Origin of the sequence: Azotobacter vinelandii CA (genome assembly GCF_000380335.1) — a bacterium.
Classification (GTDB): domain Bacteria; phylum Pseudomonadota; class Gammaproteobacteria; order Pseudomonadales; family Pseudomonadaceae; genus Azotobacter; species Azotobacter vinelandii.
Genome location: NC_021149.1, coordinates 1,053,803 through 1,071,892, shown reverse-complemented (window position 1 = coordinate 1,071,892; position 18,090 = coordinate 1,053,803). Strand labels below are relative to the sequence as shown.

Annotated in this window: 19 protein-coding genes; 11 read left to right on the top strand and 8 right to left on the bottom strand. The window is 67.1% G+C overall.

Going from position 1 to position 18,090, the window contains the following annotated elements:
• Positions 1–38: 38 nt before the first annotated feature.
• Together yaaA and AVCA_RS05050 are read left to right on the top strand one after the other, a co-directional pair.
• Positions 39–818, top strand: a complete 780-nt coding sequence (gene yaaA, locus AVCA_RS05055) for a peroxide stress protein YaaA (protein WP_012699773.1) — start codon at positions 39–41, stop codon at positions 816–818.
• Between the two features lie 315 nt (positions 819–1,133).
• Positions 1,134–2,504, top strand: a complete 1,371-nt coding sequence (locus tag AVCA_RS05050; protein ID WP_012699772.1) for a metal-dependent hydrolase family protein — start codon at positions 1,134–1,136, stop codon at positions 2,502–2,504.
• On the opposite strand, the gene AVCA_RS05045 is transcribed toward AVCA_RS05050, so the two are convergent.
• The 4 genes from AVCA_RS05045 to coxB are packed head-to-tail and all read right to left on the bottom strand — an operon-like array spanning position 2,501 to position 7,096.
• Entirely contained in the window at positions 2,501–3,322 is an 822-nt protein-coding gene (locus AVCA_RS05045) for a cytochrome c oxidase assembly protein (protein WP_012699771.1), read from the bottom strand. The two genes, AVCA_RS05050 and AVCA_RS05045, sit on opposite strands and share 4 nt — an antisense overlap.
• Positions 3,313–3,648 carry a hypothetical protein gene (locus AVCA_RS05040; protein ID WP_012699770.1) on the bottom strand — a complete coding sequence of 112 codons (336 nt, stop codon included), beginning with the start codon at positions 3,646–3,648 and terminating at the stop codon, positions 3,313–3,315. Before AVCA_RS05040 ends, AVCA_RS05045 begins: the two co-directional genes overlap by 10 nt.
• Positions 3,645–6,152, bottom strand: coding sequence for a cytochrome c oxidase subunit I (gene ctaD, locus AVCA_RS05035; RefSeq protein WP_012699769.1), 2,508 nt, complete (start codon positions 6,150–6,152; stop codon positions 3,645–3,647). Before ctaD ends, AVCA_RS05040 begins: the two co-directional genes overlap by 4 nt.
• Positions 6,149–7,096, bottom strand: a complete 948-nt coding sequence (coxB, locus tag AVCA_RS05030) for a cytochrome c oxidase subunit II (protein WP_012699768.1) — start codon at positions 7,094–7,096, stop codon at positions 6,149–6,151. Before coxB ends, ctaD begins: the two co-directional genes overlap by 4 nt.
• Before the next feature lie 21 nt (positions 7,097–7,117).
• Between coxB and AVCA_RS05025 the strand changes: the two genes are divergently transcribed.
• Positions 7,118–7,615, top strand: coding sequence for a DUF2231 domain-containing protein (locus tag AVCA_RS05025; RefSeq protein WP_012699767.1), 498 nt, complete (start codon positions 7,118–7,120; stop codon positions 7,613–7,615).
• A gap of 34 nt (positions 7,616–7,649) precedes the next feature.
• On the opposite strand, the gene AVCA_RS05020 is transcribed toward AVCA_RS05025, so the two are convergent.
• Positions 7,650–8,063: a CopD family protein gene (locus AVCA_RS05020; RefSeq protein WP_012699766.1), complete on the bottom strand. Its 414-nt coding sequence runs from the start codon at positions 8,061–8,063 to the stop codon at positions 7,650–7,652.
• Between the two features lie 247 nt (positions 8,064–8,310).
• Here AVCA_RS05020 and AVCA_RS05015 point away from each other — a divergent pair, with 247 nt between their 5' ends.
• On the top strand, positions 8,311–8,496 hold the full coding sequence (locus AVCA_RS05015; protein ID WP_012699765.1) for a con-10 family general stress protein: 186 nt from the start codon (positions 8,311–8,313) through the stop codon (positions 8,494–8,496).
• A gap of 121 nt (positions 8,497–8,617) precedes the next feature.
• On the opposite strand, the gene AVCA_RS05010 is transcribed toward AVCA_RS05015, so the two are convergent.
• Together AVCA_RS05010 and AVCA_RS05005 are read right to left on the bottom strand one after the other, a co-directional pair.
• Positions 8,618–9,964 carry a sigma-54-dependent transcriptional regulator gene (locus AVCA_RS05010; protein WP_012699764.1) on the bottom strand — a complete coding sequence of 449 codons (1,347 nt, stop codon included), beginning with the start codon at positions 9,962–9,964 and terminating at the stop codon, positions 8,618–8,620.
• A 469-nt stretch (positions 9,965–10,433) separates the two neighbouring features.
• A complete protein-coding gene (locus AVCA_RS05005) occupies positions 10,434–10,946 on the bottom strand; it encodes a DUF4142 domain-containing protein (protein WP_012699763.1) in 513 nt (170 codons plus the stop codon).
• A gap of 257 nt (positions 10,947–11,203) precedes the next feature.
• On the opposite strand from AVCA_RS05005, the gene AVCA_RS05000 reads away from it, so the two are divergent.
• Positions 11,204–11,713: a ferritin-like domain-containing protein gene (locus AVCA_RS05000; protein ID WP_012699762.1), complete on the top strand. Its 510-nt coding sequence runs from the start codon at positions 11,204–11,206 to the stop codon at positions 11,711–11,713.
• Between the two features lie 203 nt (positions 11,714–11,916).
• Here the strand turns inward: AVCA_RS05000 and AVCA_RS04995 are convergent, their stop codons facing one another.
• Entirely contained in the window at positions 11,917–12,777 is an 861-nt protein-coding gene (locus AVCA_RS04995) for an SDR family oxidoreductase (RefSeq protein ID WP_012699761.1), read from the bottom strand.
• A gap of 251 nt (positions 12,778–13,028) precedes the next feature.
• Here AVCA_RS04995 and AVCA_RS04990 point away from each other — a divergent pair, with 251 nt between their 5' ends.
• From AVCA_RS04990 to AVCA_RS04965, 6 genes are all read left to right on the top strand, one after another.
• Positions 13,029–13,583 carry a hypothetical protein gene (locus AVCA_RS04990; RefSeq protein ID WP_012699760.1) on the top strand — a complete coding sequence of 185 codons (555 nt, stop codon included), beginning with the start codon at positions 13,029–13,031 and terminating at the stop codon, positions 13,581–13,583.
• A gap of 10 nt (positions 13,584–13,593) precedes the next feature.
• Entirely contained in the window at positions 13,594–14,043 is a 450-nt protein-coding gene (locus AVCA_RS04985; RefSeq protein ID WP_012699759.1) for a DUF421 domain-containing protein, read from the top strand.
• 118 nt (positions 14,044–14,161) lie between these two features.
• Positions 14,162–15,592 carry a cytochrome ubiquinol oxidase subunit I gene (locus AVCA_RS04980; protein WP_012699757.1) on the top strand — a complete coding sequence of 477 codons (1,431 nt, stop codon included), beginning with the start codon at positions 14,162–14,164 and terminating at the stop codon, positions 15,590–15,592.
• A 4-nt stretch (positions 15,593–15,596) separates the two neighbouring features.
• A complete protein-coding gene (cydB, locus tag AVCA_RS04975) occupies positions 15,597–16,604 on the top strand; it encodes a cytochrome d ubiquinol oxidase subunit II (protein WP_012699756.1) in 1,008 nt (335 codons plus the stop codon).
• Positions 16,605–17,267: 663 nt separating this feature from the next.
• The gene (locus AVCA_RS04970; protein ID WP_012699754.1) at positions 17,268–17,435 is read left to right on the top strand and encodes a hypothetical protein; all 168 of its coding nucleotides are present in this window, start codon (positions 17,268–17,270) and stop codon (positions 17,433–17,435) included.
• 164 nt (positions 17,436–17,599) lie between these two features.
• Positions 17,600–18,001, top strand: a complete 402-nt coding sequence (locus AVCA_RS04965; RefSeq protein WP_012699753.1) for a KGG domain-containing protein — start codon at positions 17,600–17,602, stop codon at positions 17,999–18,001.
• The last annotated feature ends 89 nt before the right edge of the window (positions 18,002–18,090 follow it).

The window sequence follows — 18,090 nt, the reverse complement described above, 5'->3', positions numbered from 1 at the left end:
ACGGGCTAGAATCGCCGCAGTTTCGAAGGAGAGCAACGATGCTGATGGTGATTTCCCCGGCCAAGACCCTCGATTACCGGACCCCGCCGGTCACTGCGCGCCATACCCTGCCCCGCTACCTGGACCACGCCGCCGAACTCATGGTCCGGCTGCGCGAGCTGACCCCGCAGGCGATCGCCGAGCTGATGAGCTTGTCCGACAAGCTCGCCGGGCTCAACGCCGCGCGCTACGCCGAATGGACGCCCGACTTCACCCCGGCCAACGCCAAGCAGGCCCTGCTCGCCTTCAAGGGCGATGTCTACACCGGGCTCGACGCCGAGGACTTCGACGAGGCCGATTTCGACTTCGCCCAGGCGCACCTGCGCATGCTCTCCGGCCTCTACGGCGTGCTGCGCCCGCTCGACCTGATGCAGCCCTATCGCCTGGAGATGGGCACCAAACTGGCCAACGCCCGCGGCAAGGACCTCTACGCCTTCTGGGGCGAGCGCATCAGCCTGTGGCTGAACGAAGCGCTGGCCGAACAGGGCGACGATATCCTGCTCAACCTGGCTTCCAACGAATACTTCTCGGCGGTCAGGCGCCCGCTCCTGCGCGGCCGGGTCATCGACACCGAGTTCAGGGACCTGAAGAACGACCAGTACAAGATCGTCAGCTTCTACGCCAAGCAGGCCCGCGGCCGCATGGCCCGCTACGTGATCAAGGAGCGACTGCGCGACCCGGAAGGCCTCAAGGACTTCGACGAACGTGGCTACCGCTTCTCCATCAGCCACTCCACGCCCGAGCGCCTCGTATTCCTGCGCGACCGGCCGATGGACTGAGAGCGTCCGACAGAACGGGGCTCGGGCGCCCGGCTTTTCACGTCGCGATACAGGGCATGGGGCACTGCGACAAGCTTCGTGCCGCGTCATGGAAGCGCATCGAGCCCCTCTCTGTCCGCAGCCAAGCCCTCCGCCGCCCGGGGCGCTCGTCCCGAAGCCCTTCTCCGCTGCCGCGCCCCGCCAGGCCCGGCGGCAACTTCCCGATCGCCCCGGCGGTCGAATCCCCCGGCGAAGCGCTACCGGCGAATGGTAACGAGGCGCCGGACACGAAATGAATGCCCGAGCATCAGGACCGCCGACAACAAGGAAAGACACATGACGACTCCCCCCAAGCGAACCTCCCGTCGCCGCCTCGCCGGCGCGCTTCTCGCCGCCGGGCTGGCGGCCAGCTTCGGCGCGGCCGCCGACAGCGTCGCACTGCGCCATGTGCGGGTGATCGACGGCACCGGCAGCGCTCCGCGCGAGAACAGCACGATCCTGATCGAGGACGAGCGCATCGCCGCCGTCGGGCCGGACGCGCAGGTGACGCTGCCGGAAGGCGCCCGCGAGCTGGACCTGTCGGGCAGGAGCGTCCTGCCGGGGCTGATCTCCAACCACTCGCACCTGGGCATGACCGACGGTACCGGCGCCGGACCGCAGAACTACAACCGCGGCAACATCGAGCGGCAACTGCGCCAGTTCCAGCGCTACGGGGTGACCACGGTGACCTCGCTGGGCCTGAACGGCCCGCTGTTCCAGCGACTGCGCGACGAGGCGCGCGCGGGCATCGGCGTCGGCGCGGACCTGTTCGGCGCCGACCGCGGCATCGGCGTGCCGGAGGGCGCACCGCCGATGAACGTGGCGCCCGACCAGTTGTACCGGCCGGCCACCGTGGAAGAGGCGCGCGCGGCGGTGCGCGAGATGGCCGCCCGCAAGCCCGACCTCATCAAGATCTGGGTGGACGACTTCAACCACACCCTCGCCTACAAGATGAAGCCGGAAATCTACACGGCGGTCATCGACGAGGCGCACGCGCACGGACTGCGCGTGGCCGCCCACGTCTACTACCTGGACGACGCCAAGAAACTGATCGCCGCCGGCGCCGACATCCTCGCCCACGGCGTGCGCGACCTGCCGCTGGACGACGAACTGATCGAGGCGATCAAGGCCAGGGACGCCTGGTATATCTCCACCCTGGATCTGGACGAAGCCTTCTACATTTTCGCCACCCAACCGGAATGGACCCGGACACCTTTCTTCCGCCAGGCACTGCAACCGGCGCTGGCGGCGCAATTGGACGATCCGGCCTGGCGGCGGCAGACGCTGGCCGACCCAAAGAAGCTGGCGATCTGGGAACAGGGCGTGAAGACCAACCAGGCCAATCTCAAGCGCCTGGTCGAGGCCGGAGCGAAGGTGGGCTTCGGTACCGATTCCGGCGCCACGCCGCTGCGCATCCCCGGCTTCGCCGAGCATCGCGAACTGCAACTGGCGGTGGACGCCGGCCTGACGCCGCTGCAGGCGATCGCCCTGGCGACGGGCAATGCCGCCGCCCTGCTCGGGCTGGACGACCGCGGCGTGATCGCGCCCGGCAAGCGTGCCGACCTGCTGGTGGTCGCCGGCGATCCTTCGCAGACGATCGCCGACAGCGAGAAGATCGAAGCGGTCTGGCAGCAAGGGCGCGAGGTGTCCGGCCCCGTCGTGCCCTAAGCCTGCCGGTCATGGCCGGGCAGCCGGCGCAGCAGGCGTCGCCACCAGCGCTGCCCGCACCAGAGGGCGGCGCACAGGTAGACCAGGCCGCCCGGCACCCACATCAGCAAGCCGGCCAGTTGCTGGTCGCCCAGATCGCCGGCCTCGCGGTAGAGCGGCACCCGGGCGAAGCTCAGCAAGGCGCCGAGCAGGCCGGTGTGCATGCTGGTCAGCAGCAGGGCCAGCAGCGCCTGGCCCTGCTGTCGCGGCCCGGCGTGCAGCACCGACCACCAGAACAGCCAGGCGCTGAACAGGAAGCAGGCATGCTCGAAGAAGTGCCACCAGAGGTTGTCCAGCGCCAGCCGGTAGGCTCCCGGCGCATGCCAGATCCAGATCAGCGCGCCGTGCAGCACCGCGCAGGCCAGCGGCCGGCGGGCCAGGCGCAGCGGGCCGTGCCACAGGCTCTTCAGGCGTGGGCCGCACAGGGCGTGCCACTGCGGCAGTGGCCGGGCCAGCGCGAGCAACGGGGCGACGGCCAGCATCAACAGCATGTGCTGCGCCATGTGCGCGGCGGCACTGCTTTCCGCGGCCTCGTCCAGGGGGCCGAAAAGACTGAGGGCGGCGAGCAGCAAGCCCCCGTGCAGCAGCGCACGCCGGCGCCGCGCCGCCGGACGGTGTCGACAGCCGCCTTCGTAGCCGATCCAGGCGGCGGCCAGCAGCCCGGCGCCGAGCAGCACCGGCAGGCGCTCGCCCAGCAATTGGCCGAGGCCTTCGTCGAACAGTCCGTGGGCCTGCGCGCCGGCCGGCAGCAGCAGGAGCAGCAGGCCGCTCAGAGGCATGGCGGCAGCGCCATGATCGGCAGGCCGACGAACAGCGTGGCCACGGCCGCCAGGAGGTGGACCCAGGCACCGACCCGCACCACGAAGCGCCGCGCCGCCAGCACCGGCGGCGGCGTGCGCCACAGCCGCCAGGCGCAGCCGAACAGCCAGGCCGCGGTGAGCAGGGTGAGCAAACCGAGCAGTTCGTTGAGCCAGGAGCCCACGCCCAGCCCGGCGTCCGGCCGGACCGACAGGCAGCCCAGCGACAATCCGGCGTACACGGCGACCAGCCACAGACTCCAGACGATCAGCCCGAGCGCCAGTTGCAGCGGATGCCCCGGCCTCATGCGCCGATCCCGCGGGGAAACAGCACCAGGGCGAAGTAACTCACCCAGAAGACCAGCAGGCAGTAATCCCACCACTGCAGGACCACCGCCGGCTCGTAGGGCGCCCGCTCGCCGACCAGCCCCAGGCATACCCGCCAGGCCTGCAGCGCGCTGAACAGCGGCGCCAGCGCGCAGTGCAGCAGCAGATAGCCGAGGGTCGTGGCGATCAGCGCGTCGTGGGCGCTGGCAGCGGGCGCCAGCGGCATCGCGACGAGTATCCGGGCGAGCCACGCCGCCTGCAGCAGGCCCAGTCCGGCGAGCGTCCAGAGCCCCGCCTCCAGCCGGCGCTGCTCGCCCCGGCGCAGGCGCCGCACCAGTCGGTGGAAGCCCAGCACAATAGCGGTGAGCAGCAGCCCGTCGAGCAGCAGCGGCAATTCGGGCAGCGGCGACTGCGCCGGCGGCCGCCACTTCGGCGCCACGGTCCACAGGTAGAACCAGGCGAAGATCAGCGAGAAGAACAGCACGCCGTTGGCCAGCAGGGCGGTGCCCATGCCCCACAGGCCGGGCCCGTCGAAGGTGCGCGAATGCAGCGGCGGGTCGCCCGGCTGGGTACGCTCGTCCGGCGCCGCCAGGGGATGCGCGCCGTTGACCCAGGACCAGCGCAACAGGATGCCCAGGGTCGCCAGCGCCGCCACGCCGGCCAGGGCATAGGCGCCGTTGAGCAGGGACAGGCAGACCAGCGTCAGGACCAGCGCCGCGTACAGCGGCAGCCAGCTATTGCCCGGCAGGTGGATGATCTCGCGCACCTGCCCGGTCAGCGGGTCGCTGCCCCAGGTCTCGCGGCGACCGTGGTCGACGATCGACAGGCCGTGGCGCCCCTCGGCGATGCCCCGGCCGAGGGCCGGGTTCTCCCACAGCGGATGGCGGCCGGTACAGGCCGGCAGGCTGACGAAATTGTAGGAAGCCGGCGGCAGCGCGGTGGCCCATTCCAGGCTGTCGGCCCGCCAAGGATTGTCGCCGGCGCGGCGGCCGAAGCGGAAATGCAGGCCGATGTCCAGCAACACCATGACCACGCCCATGGCCATCACGAAGCTGCCCACCGAGGAAACCAGGTTGGGCAGGTCCCAGCCGAGACCGGCCTGGTAGGTGTAGACCCGCCGTGGCATGCCGAGCAGGCCGGTCCAGTGCATCACCAGGAAGGTCGCGTTGAAGCCGACGAAGGTCAGCCAGAAGCCCCAGCGTCCCAGTTGCGCGGACGGCAGCCGCCCGGAGAAGTGCGGTAGCCAGTAGTAGAGCCCGGCGACCAGCGGGAAGAGCATGCCGCCGACCAGCACGTAGTGCATGTGCGCCACCACGAAGTGGGTGTCGTGCACCTGCCAGTCGAAGGGCACCAGCGCCAGCATCACCCCGGTCAGGCCGCCGGCGACGAAGATCACCAGGAAACCGGCCAGCCAGAGCATCGGTACGTTGAACAGCGGTCGGCCGGTCCACAGGGTCGCCAGCCAGGCGAACACCTGGATGCCGGTGGGCACCGCCACCAGCATGCTGGCCGCGGAGAAGAAGGCCTGTCCCAGCAGCGGAATGCCCACGGTGAACATGTGGTGCACCCACAGGCCGAAACTGAGAAAGCCGGTGCCGATCACCGCCAGCACCAGCCAGCGGTAGCCCACCGCCGGGCGGCGGGCGAACACCGGCAGCAGGGTGCTGACGATGCCCGCCGCCGGCAGGAAGATGATGTAGACCTCCGGGTGGCCGAACAGCCAGAACAGGTGCTGCCAGAGCAACGGGTCGCCGCCGCGGGCGACGTCGAAGAAGGCGAAGCCCGCGGCGCGCTCCAGTTCCAGGAGGATGCTGCCGAGGATCAGCGGCGGGAAACCGAACACGATCATCAGTCCCGTCACCAGGATGTACCAGGCGAACAGCGGCATCCTGTCGAGGCTCATGCCGGGCGCGCGGCTGCGCAGGATCGACACCACCAGCTCGATGCCGCCAGCCACCGAGGAAATCTCCACGAAGGTGATGCCGAGCAGCCAGAAATCCGGGTTCACCCCCGGCGAATGGGCATCGCCGCTCAACGGCACGTACATGAACCAGCCACCCGCCGGCGCCAGCCCCAGGGCCAGGCTGGAAACCAGGATGACGCCACCGAACAGGTAGCACCAGTAGCCGAAGGCGCTGAGCCGCGGAAACACCAGGTCGCGGGCGCCGAGCATCTTCGGGATCAGGTAGACGGCCAGCCCCTCGACCATCGGCACGGCGAAGAGAAACATCATCACCGAGCCGTGCATGGTGAACAGTTGGCTGTAGGTCCGGGGGTCGATCAGCGGCAGATCGGGGCGCGCCAGTTGGACGCGCAGCAGCATCGCCAGCAGCCCGCCGATGAGGAAGAACAGCGTCCCCGTGACCATGAAGCGCAGGCCGATGCTGCTGTGGTTGACGGCGGACAGCGCCCGCCAGCCGCGCGGATTGCCCCACACGGCCTCGAAGTCCTGGTGCAGTCGCTCGGGATTCCGGGTGTCGTTCATGGGACGAGGGTCTCCAGCCAGGCGGCGATGGCATCCAGGGTGTCCTCGGGCAACCGGTCGTGCCGCGGCATGCCGTTGTACGGCTTGAGCCGCTGGTGCTCGCGCAGCCAGCGGCGCATGGCGCCCTGCTCCATCTCCAGGGTGCCGGCGCCGAGGCCGGGCCGCGCGCCGACGTCGCTGAGGTCCGGGGCCCGGCGGCCGTCGCTGATCCCGGCCACCCGGTGGCATTCGCCGCAATAGGGGCGGAAGGCCCGCACCGCCGCGGCATGCTCCCGGGCGACCGCCGGCTCGACCCGGCGCGCCGCCTGCCAGGCGTTGAAGTCCGCCATTTCCAGGGCCTCGACCGCCAGGACCATGTGCGCGTGCTGGGAGCCGCAGAACTCCGCGCACTGCCCGCGGTAGGGGCCCGCCCGGTCGGCCCGCAGGCGCATGGTCAGGCGGCGCCCCGGCAGCATGTCCAGCTTGCCGCCCAGGCGCGGCACCCAGAAAGCGTGGATCACGTCGGCGCTGGCCAGCTCCAGGTCCACCGGCTGGCCGACCGGCAGGATCAGTTGATTGGCGGTGACCACGCCGGTCTCGGGGTAGCGCACCTCCCACCACCACTGATGCCCGGTCACCTCGATCCGCAACGGCGGCGGTCCGCCCAGCGGCAGGGGCAGCATGCGCAGGCCGAGGGGAATGCCGAAGGCCAGCAGTACCAGGATGCTGAGCCCCGGCAGCAGCACGCCGCCGGCGAGAATCCAGCGCAGCCCCACCTGGCGGGCCTGCTCGGCGTCGTAGCTACGCGGCCGGCGGCGCCAGGCCACCAGCCAGAGGCTCGCGACCAGCAGCAGCACCAGGCCGAACCAGACGAACATGCCCCACCACAGCCAGGCCGCCGCCTGTGCCGCCGGCCCGTCCGGGGCGAGCGTGGACTGCGGCCCGCCGCAGCCGGCCAGGAGCATTGCCGGGCTGATGGCGGTCAAATGAACGCATGCGGCCCGCCGCCCTTTTCCGCCCAGGAGGTTTCGATGCCCGAGCAGACCATCCGCAGCCGCGCCGCCCTGGGCGGCCATCCGCTGCATCCGATGATGATCCACTTTCCGGTCGCCGCCCTGGTCGGACTGCTCGCCAGCGACCTCGGCTACCTGCTGAGCGGCGACCCCTTCTGGGCGCGGGCCAGCCTGTGGCTGTCGGGGATCGGCGCCTTCGGCGGCTGGATCGCCAGCATCGCCGGGATGATCGACCTGTTCGGCGTGCGCCGGATCCGCCGCCTGGTCACCGGCTGGTGCCATGCCCTCCTCGCCGTGATGATGCTCTCGCTGGCTTCGCTGAACTGGCTGCAGCGCCATCTCGCCGTGGAGCACATCTTCCCCTGGGGCCTGTACCTGTCCGCGCTGACCGCGCTGCTGATCGTGCTGGCCGCCTGGCTGGGCGGGCGCCTGGTCTACGAGCACGCGGTGGGGGTCGATGTGGAAAGTTGAGCGCAGGCCGGAATCCAGCATGGCGGAAACCTCCTCAGTCAGGCTTGGCCAGCACCAGCCAGACAGCGCAGAGCACGGCCAGCGCGGACGTCGCCGCCAGGACCACGCAGGGGAATGCCACCCCGCTGCGCGGCTCGCTCTCCAGGCGCAGGATCAGCGCACCGCACACCACATGACAAATCGCCATGACCGCCACGGCGGTCAGCTTGAGCACCAGCCAGACGCCGAAGATGCCCTGCACGAGAAACAGCAGCGTGCCGCTGGCGATGGTGAGAAGCGCCGCCGGAGTCGCCAGCAGATTGAACAGCCGCCGGGGCGGCAGGACGCCGGGCTCGCGGGAGGGATCGAAGTCGGCGCCGTAGCTGTCCGCGATCAGGGCCGGGAGATAGAGCAGGGTCCCGCACCAGACCAACAGGAAAACGATATGCACAACCAGAAGCCAGGGCATGGCGGCGCTTCCCGATCCGTTGCGGACTCCCTGTTCCATGCCAGGCTGCCGGCATGGCCGAAAACAGCGTGCCACCCGATATCCGGATGAGTGTAAGTTCGAATATGGCGGAACGCCGGAAGTTCCGTATTCCCTACCGTTTGTCCATCATTCGCCATTGCCTTGGAAGCCGAGGAACTCCTGCAACGGAGTGATTTCAGTATCCATGCGAGCTGGGTAAAACTTCAGCCTCAGATGGAGAAAGAACATGACCCGGAACAGCAACCCCGGCAACTTCGCCAACGACCGCCAGAAAGCTTCGGAAGCCGGCCGCAAGGGAGGTCGGAACAGCGGCGGCAACTTCGCCAAGGATCGCGAGAAAGCCTCCGAGGCCGGACGCAAGGGCGGCCAGCGCAGTCATGGCGGCGGACAGGCCGGCAAGGAAGGCCGTTGACCTCCAGGCGAGCCTCGCCCGGAGACGGGCGGGGCGCCTTTCGGACGTCCCTGCGGACGATCGGCCCGACAAGACCATGCCCGATGTCGCCAATGCGGCCTGCAAGGCGCCGCGCCGCACTTCACAGGCCATACTGTTTGCGTTTGCGATACAGCGTCGAAGCATCGATGCCGAGCGTCCTGGCGGCCTGTTCGAGGGTCTCGCTGCTCGCCAGCACCGCGGTGATATGGGCCTTCTCCAGTTCCTCGAGACGCAGCGGCATGCCCACCCGCGGCACGCTGCCACCCGGCTGCTCGCCCAGTCCCAGGTGACTCGTCCCGATTACCTCCTGCGGACAGATGATGCTGGTCCGCTCCACCACGTTGCGCAGCTCGCGGATGTTGCCCGGCCAGTGGTAGCCCAGCAGGGCCGCCTGCGCCGCCTCGCCGAAGCGGCGCGCCGGACGCCCGTAGTTCCTGACGAACATCCGCAGGAAACGCTCGGCCAGGACGAGGATGTCCTCGGAACGCTCGCGCAGCGGCGGCAGATGCAGGGTGATCACGTTGATCCGGTACAGCAGGTCCTCGCGAAAGCGCCCGGCCTGCACCATGGCCTCCAGATCGAGGTTGGTGGCGGCGAGGATGCGCACGTCGGCCTGGCGGGTCACCGGATCGCCGATCCGCTCGTACTCCTTGTCCTGGATGAAGCGCAGCAGCTTGGGCTGCAGGGACAGGGGAAAGTCGCCGATCTCGTCGAGAAACAGCGTACCGCCGTCGGCCTGGTTGACCCGCCCCAGGGTGCTCTCCGTGGCCCCGGTGAAGGCGCCGCGGCTGTGCCCGAACATCTCGCTCTCCATCAGCTCGGCGGACAGCGAAGGACAACTGATGGTCACGAAGGGCTTTTTCGCCCGCCGGCTCCAGCCATGGATGGCGCGCGCCAGCTCGCCCTTGCCGGTTCCCGATTCGCCGAGAACGAGGATATTGGCGTCGGTGTCCGCCACCTGCCGGGCGGTCTCCAGCACCGCCATCATCGTCGGATTGTCCGAGCCGAAGGCATCGCCGGCCTGGCGCAACTCGCCCTCCAGCGCCTCCAGGCGCGATGCCAGCGGGCCGGTCTCCAGTTGCTTGGCCGTGACCCGGCATAGCTGGTCGGGGCTGCAGGGCTTGACCAGATAGTCCGAGGCGCCGGACTTTATGGCCTCGACCGCCGTGTTCACGGCGCTCATGGCGGTGACTATCACCACCCGCATCCAGGGCGCCTGGCTGCGCAGGCGCTGCAGTATCGATAGGCCGTTTTCCCTGCCCAGACGCAGATCGAGGAAACACAGATCGAAGACATGGTGTTGCAACAGCGCCTCCGCCTGCGGCCCGCTGCCGGCACTCATCGCGCTGTAGCCACGCTCTTCGAGACAGGAACGGAACGTGCGCAGTATTACCGGATCGTCATCCACCAAGAGAATGCGGCCGGTGACTTCCGTCGTTGGTTTCATTCTCCCCCTCACGTGTGTTCATGGTGCCAAGGTCAGGCCTTCAGCGTAGTTGCAAACGCCCGGTAGCGTTTTTCCTGGAGGGCGGCCGGACAGGCCGTGTCGGAGGCGGGGAACGGAAGCAAAGCTCGGGGACGAAGCAGCAATCTGTCAGGAAAATTACAACAAATGCCGTGGTATTTGCCTCTATCCGAACATCCGTACACGAACCGGGATGCGCCCCGGGGTACCGACCGACGGCACGCAAGTATCGGATTTTATGGAAAGCGGATCATCTCCAGGCGCTTGCCCGGCAGGCCGGAGGACAGGGGTGGGCCGACGGACGGCGGAACGACCGGGGACGAACGGCGAGACAGCGCGGGCGCCGCCGAAGCGGCCGTACAGGTAATCTGCCCGTCCGACGCCATCCTTGCCGCGAAACGACCGGCCGGCCACGGAAACGGGCGGACTCCCGGTACGGCCGCGAACCCGCTCAGTCGCGCTTGCCGTGGCTGGCCGCCAGTTGCCTGGCCTCCTCCCAATGATGTTCCAGCACCGGCAGGGTCTTGCCGGCGAAAGCCTTGAGTTCCGGGTCCTCCAGGTCCTGCGCGGCTCTGCGGTACAACTGGACGGTATTTTCGTGCGAGGCGACCTGGTTCTTGGCATAGGCCTCATCGAAGGATTCGCCTTCGCGCAACTGCAGAATCCATTTCTTGGCCTTGCTCATCAGTTCGGCCTCGTCGGCCACCTCCAGATTCTTGCTCCGGGCGATCTGCGCCAGTCGTTCGTTCGTCGCGGTATGTTCGTCGACCATCTGCTGGGCAAAGGCCTTGATATCCGAGGAAGTGCTCTTTTCCAGGGCAAGTTTGCCGCTCTCTATTTCCGCTATTCCCTTCGCCGAAGCCTCGTCGACGAAATCATCGGCCTCCATCGTATCGGCGGCATACAAGCTGCCGAATACAGCGAGCAATATACTGGCAACGAAGGCTTTATATATTCCCATCATGGCATCTTACCTCTTGAGAAATGTTTCATATATGAGGTCGCCAGACAAAGAACGGCATGCGCCGGCAATAATACGACTTGCATGGCCGGATAGAGTTCTGGGTTTGCAGATAGCCAGCCGAGCCCCTGCAATACAGGGCATTACGCCAACTCGATGAACGCCTACTGCTTTTCCACCCGTCAGCCGGGATGAACTTTCAAAGATCGGGCGGATTCTACCCAGTGAACACTCCGTTCCCTTGGCAAGGAGATTCTCAAATGGCAACCGTTCACGAAAATCTGCTTGACTGGCTTCGCGATGCCCACGCCATGGAACAACAAGCGGAAAGTATGCTGACGTCCATGTCGGATCGCATCGAGAATTATCCCCAACTCAAGGTACGTATCGATCAGCACATCGAAGAAACCCGCTGGCAGAAGACCCAGATAGAAAGTTGTATCAATCGCCTGGGGAGCAGCCCTTCGGCCTTCAAGGACATGGCCGCCAGGATCGTGGCCTTCGGACAGGGTCTCGGCGGTGTGGCCATGAGCGATGAAGTGGTCAAGGGCGCGATGGGCTCCTATATCTTCGAGAACATGGAGATCGCCTCCTACCGGATCATCATCGCCGCCGCCGAAATGGCCGGCGACGCGGAAACCAAGCGGATCGCCCAGGAAATCCTGATGCAGGAACAGGCCATGGCCGACTGGCTGCTGAACCACCTGCCGGAACTCACCACTCAGTTCCTGAGCCGTTCCGAAACCCCCGACGTGGCCGCCAAGCGCTAAGGCTGCCGGCAGTACGCGACGCAGGGCCGAGGGCGATGGGCTCTCGGCCAAGCCGATGCCTGTCGGCACGCACGTGGGTATCGGCCACGGCCACGCTGATGCGGCCCCAGCGCCAGCGCCTCCCCCGCCAGCAAAAGCCAGGCAACGCTCCCGACACGGGACACAAGTGCCGAGCGGCTACCCGGCACTTGCCCGGCCCCGCTTCAGCCATTGACCACCGTTCCGCCGTTCACGTGCAGCACCTGTCCGGTCACGTAGGACGAATCGTTGCAGGCGAGATACACGTAGGCCGGTGCCACTTCCTCCGGCTGCCCGGGACGTTTCATCGGCGTGGAGGCGCCGAAGTGCGCCACCTCCTCCTCACTAAAAGTGGAAGGAATCAGCGGGGTCCAGATCGGCCCCGGCGCCACTGCATTGACGCGAATGCCCAGCGGCGCCAGATTGGCCGACAGGGAACGGGTGAAGGCGGTGATCGCTCCCTTGGTGGAGGAGTAATCGATCAGCTTGGGATGGCCCTTGTAGGCGGTGACCGAGGTGGTGTTGATGATGGCGCCGCCCTCCCGCATCGAGGGCAGCGCCGCCTTGGTCAGTTGGAACATGCCGAAGATATTGGTGCGGAAGGTCTTCTCCCACTGTTCCTCGCCGATGTCCTCGAGCCGTTCCTGCGGATGCTGCTCCCCGGCGTTGTTGACCAGCACATCCAGACATCCCCACTGCTGCATGGTCTTCTCGACCACCTGGCGGCAGAAGTCGGCATCGGCCACGTCGCCGGCTAGGGTCAGGCAGCGCCGGCCGAGCTTCTCGACCTCGCGGCGGGTTTCCTCGGCGTCTTCCGGCTGATCCAGATACAGCACGACGACATCGGCCCCCTCCTTGGCGAAGACCACCGCCACGGCGCGGCCGATGCCGCTGTCGGCGCCGGAGATCACCGCGACCTTGCCTTCCAGCTTGCCGGCGGCCTTGTAATCCTCGGCCCTGTATGCCGGCCGCGGATGCATCGCGCTTTCCTTGCCTGGACGTCGGTCCTGATGCTGCGGCGGCAGGGTTTGTTCGTTTTCGGTCATGACGTTCACCTTGCATCGGGAATAACAGGTGGATGGAATGCGACCCGAACGGACGCGCGGGGGAAACCTCCCTCTCGCGTACCCTCCCCTCAGCAGACTCGACCCGTTTTTTCGAGTTCTAGCGCAGCGTCGGATTCCACCGCCGTGCGGCCCGGCGGAACTCCCGCCCGGTGCGGATGCCGCGGCCGCCCGGCGGGACAAAACCGGGAAACGACGGTCGGACTCATCAAGCAGCAATACGGGCCACCGCCATGACCGACGCCTCGCCAGACGCCCGCAAGCCACGCACACCAGCGGACGCCGCGCAGCGGGACGACTTCGCCCCGCGCAGCCAGCCGATCGCCGACCGGATCGCCTACCAGCGCAAGACCTGGAGGTTCGAGCGGATCGGCTTCGGCGTCCTGCTCGTCCTCGTGCTCCTGGCCCTGACCGGCCTGTTCTCCGACGGTCCGCTCAGCCGGCACAGCAGCAGCGGCCCCGGACAGCGGCTGAGCGTGGAATACGAGCGTTTTCTGCGCAATGGCGCCAGCAGCCGGATCGTCCTCACGGCCCGGACCCGCCCCTCGGCCCTGGCGACCCTGCGCATCGACCGGGCCCTCCTGCGCACTCATACGATCGAAAGCCTGCAGCCGCAGCCCCTGTTCGCACGCAGCCACGAAGGCGGGCTGGAACTCGTCGGCCAGGCCGACGAACGGGGTCGCCTGACCCTCTACCTGACCATCCGCCCGGAGAGCCCGGGGCTGGTGACCAACTCGGCCTGGTTCGAGGGCGAACGGGTGATCTTCAGCCAATTCATCTACCCCTGAAGAGGTGACGATGGACGCCGTTCTGCGAGCCGCCGCGGTCTATGCGCTCCTCCTGGTCCTGTTCAAGATCGCCGGCCGGCGCACCCTGGCGGACATCAGCAACTTCGACCTGCTGCTGTTGCTGATCATCGGCGAGGCGACGCAGCAGGCCCTGCTGGGCGACGATTTCTCGCTCACCAAGGCGATCCTGGTGATCGTCACCCTGATCGTCATCGATGTCGGCCTGTCCTTTCTCAAGCTCAGGTTCGCCCGGCTCGACACGCTGATCGAGGGCACCTCGACGCTGATCGTCGAGGATGGCCGCCCCCTGAGGAAACGCCTGCGCGAGGCCCGGCTGCGTGAGGAGGACATTCTCCTAGTGGCGCGCCAGACCCAGGGGCTGGAGCGGATGGCGCAGATCAAGTACGCGATTCTCGAGAAGAACGGCAAGATCTCGATCATCCCCTACCCGTCCGGGTGAGCGGCCCGGCAGCCGCCCCCTGCCCGTTTGCCGGGAACGGAAAAAACCATTGAACGTCGCGGCGCCGAGCCTCTCCAAACAGCATGACCCCCTTGCCGCCGCTCCGGGAGGACTTGTCATGTTCGGATGGGAAGCACTCGACCTGGCCCGCATCCAGTTCGCCTTCACCGTGTCCTTCCACATTCTCTTCCCGGCGATCACCATCGGCCTGGCCAGCTACCTGGCGGTGCTCGAAGGGCTCTGGCTGAAGACCCGCGAGCAGGTCTACCTCGACCTGTACCACTTCTGGCTGAAGATCTTCGCGGTGAACTTCGGCATGGGGGTGGTTTCCGGCATCGTCATGGCCTACCAGTTCGGCACCAACTGGAGCAACTTCTCCACCTTCGCCGGCAGCGTCACCGGCCCGCTGCTCGCCTACGAGGTGCTCACCGCCTTCTTCCTCGAAGCGGGCTTTCTCGGCGTCATGCTGTTCGGCCTGAACCGGGTCGGCCCCGGCCTGCACTTCTTCGCCACGCTGATGGTGGCGATCGGCACCCTGATCTCGACCTTCTGGATCCTCGCCTCCAACAGTTGGATGCACACCCCGCAGGGCCACGCGATCGTCGACGGCAAGGTCATCCCGGTGGACTGGCTGGCGGTGATCTTCAACCCCTCCTTCCCCTATCGCCTGCTGCACATGGCGGTCGCCGCCTACCTGGCCACCGCCTTCTTCGTCGGCGCCTCGGCCGCCTGGCACCTGCTGCACGGCCACGACAACCCGGCGCTGCGCAAGATGCTCTCCATGGCCATGTGGATGGCCCTGCTGGTCGCCCCGCTGCAGGCGGTGATCGGCGACTTCCACGGCCTCAACACCCTGAAGCACCAGCCGGCGAAGATCGCCGCCATCGAGGGCCACTGGGAGAACCGCGCGGGCGAGCCGACGCCCCTGATCCTGGTCGGCTGGCCGGACATGCAGCGCGAGGAAACCCGCTTCGCAGTGGAGATTCCGGTACTCGGCAGCCTGATCCTCAAGCACAGCCTGAGCGAGCCGATCCCGGCGCTGAAGGAGTTCGCCCCGCAGGACCGGCCCAACTCGACCGTCGTGTTCTGGACCTTCCGCATCATGGTCGGCCTCGGCCTGCTGATGATCGCCACCGGCCTGTGGAGCCTGTGGCTGCGCCGGAGCGGCGGGCTCTACCAGTCGCGGCGCTTCCTGCGCATGGCGCTGCTGATGGGGCCGTCCGGGCTGCTCGCCATCCTCGCCGGCTGGTTCACCACCGAGATCGGCCGCCAGCCCTGGGTGGTCCACGGCCTGCTGCGCACCCGCGACGCGGTCTCGGCGCACGGCGTGACCGAGATGAGCATCAGCCTGGCGCTGTTCGTGGTGGTCTACCTGGCGGTGTTCGGCGTCGGCTTCGGCTATGTGCTGCACCTGGTGCACAAGGGGCCGCAAACCGACGAGGGCCGCGAGCCCGCCCATGGCGGGGCGGGCCGGCCGCGCACGCCGGCGCGGCCGCTATCCGCCCCCGAGGAAGGCCTGGACGAAGGCGCACCGAGCGCGAGGAGCTGAGCAAATGGGCATCGATCTTCCCCTGATCTGGGCGGTGATCATCAGCTTCGGCGTGATGATGTACGTGGTGATGGACGGCTTCGACCTGGGCATCGGCATGCTCTATCCGTTCTTCAAGGACGCCGGCGACCGCGACGTGATGATGAACACCGTGGCGCCGGTCTGGGACGGCAACGAAACCTGGCTGGTGCTCGGCGGCGCCGGGCTGTTCGCGGCCTTCCCGCTGGCCTATGCGGTGGTCCTCTCGGCGCTCTACCTGCCCCTGGTGTTCATGCTGATCGGCCTGGTGTTCCGCGGCGTGGCCTTCGAGTTCCGCTTCAAGGCCCGCGAGGAGCGGCGGCATATCTGGGACAAGGCGTTCATCGGCGGTTCGCTGGCCGCCACCTTCTTCCAGGGGGTGGTCCTCGGCGCCTTCATCGAGGGCATCCCGGTCGTCGACGGCCGCTTCGCCGGCGCTGCGCTCGACTGGCTGGCGCCCTTCCCGCTGTTCTGCGGCCTGGGCCTGGTCGTCGCCTACAGCCTGCTCGGCTGCACCTGGCTGATCATGAAGACCGAGGGTCCCCTGCAGCGACGCATGCACACTCTGGCCAGGCCGCTGGCCCTGGCGTTGCTGGCGGTGATCGGCATCCTCAGCCTGTGGACGCCGCTGGCCCACGAGGCCATCGCCCGGCGCTGGTTCAGCCTGCCCAACCTGATCTGGTTCCTGCCGGTGCCGCTGCTGGTGCTGCTGAGCATCCGGGCCCTGCTGCGTTCGGTGGCGAACGACGATCAGGTACGGCCCTTCCTGCTCACCCTGGCGCTGGTCTTCCTCGGCTACAGCGGCCTGATCATCAGCCTGTGGCCGAACATCATCCCGCCCTCGATCAGCCTCCGCGACGCCGCCGCGCCGCCGCAGAGCCAGGGCTTCGCGCTGGTCGGCGCGCTGCTGATCATCCCCGTCATCCTCGGCTACACCGCCTGGAGCTACTACGTGTTCCGCGGCAAGGTGCGGCACGGCGAAGGCTATCACTGACAGCCGCGGGCGGCAGGCGGAGCGAAACGGCTCCGCCTTTTCGCCACGCCACATCTCGCCGGAGAACGACCGAAGCAACTTCCGCGCGCCAAGTCATTCCATCCGGCCTGCCCCGCAGTCGCTCTTTCGAAAACTAGCGGTCACACGCCTGAGTGCCTGTCCCCCATACTGCGGAAGTTAACTTCCGGCAACTTTCCCGGGCAGGCGTTCTACAACTTTTGGCAACTCTTCGCCAATAACCGTGCAATCGGGAGGACATCGACGGCCATTCGTCGGCATAGGGAAACCTTGGTGGTCATCCGCCATCGAAACTAGCAACTGTTTCCCGAGCAGGTATTTTCCGGCTGCCAGACTTCGCATGCACACAAGCGGAACTTCTTCCGCACGGTGGCCGGCTCCGACAAGCGCACCTTCTGCCCCGGAGAACGGTTGTGGCCGCGGATGGGCCGTATCGAATGGGAGATGGGCCATGCGTAAAGCCGAAAGCGGCCCGGGCGCCAGCCGGGCTGGCAGGAAAGGAAGTTCCGTATCTCATGGACACGAGTTCTATCAGCAACTGGGCCATAGGGGTGGCCCGCAGGATGGCGCGCACATACGTGACGCCATACATAAAAGAAGAGCGAAGGAAATTCCCAGGAAGTCGCTGAACCAAGAGGTGAGGTCATGGCTAACGAAAAAGGTTCGATCAGTGTAAGCGAGGCCGGCCGCAAGGGCGGCGAGGCGCGCAAGGAACAACTCGGCCCGAAAGGCTATTCCGAACTCGGCCATAAAGGTGGGCAACGCGTTCGTGAACTCATCCAGGAAGGAAAAAAAGCCAGGGGCGAAAAATAGGCGGTAAATACACGAACGGCACACCAACGGAACTGGATCGGTTGGACAGGGAGCGGTAGACAACCAGGCCCTGTATGCAAGTCCGAAACAATCAGGAGAGCATTATCATGGCAACTTCACGTCAAGGCGGCTCTGGTTCCGGTCAAGGCAAGGACAAAGGCTCCATGAGCGTACGGGAGGCCGGCCAGAAAGGCGGCGAGATCCGCAAGGAGCAGCTCGGCCCGGAAGGCTACTCCGAACTCGGCCACAAGGGTGGCGAGGCCCGCAAGGAGCAGCTCGGCCCGGAAGGCTACTCCGAACTCGGCCACAAGGGTGGCGAGGCCCGCAAGGAGCAGCTCGGCCCGGAAGGCTACTCCGAACTCGGCAAGAAGGGCGGCGAGGCCCGCAAGGAGCAACTCGGCCCGGAAGGCTACTCCGAACTCGGCCACAAAGGCGGCCAGCGGGTCCGCGAACTGATCGAGGAAGGCAAGCGCGCCGAAGGCCAGCAGGGCAGCCAGGGCGGCAAACAGGAAAACCGCGGGCAGTCCCGGCAGGAAGATCAGGATAAGGGCAGCCGCAAGAGCTAGGTAACCGCCCATCCCGACAAAGGCTCGAAAGGGGGAACACTCCCTTTCGAATCACGAACCGAAAACAGGGTCGCGGCATGCGGGGCGAT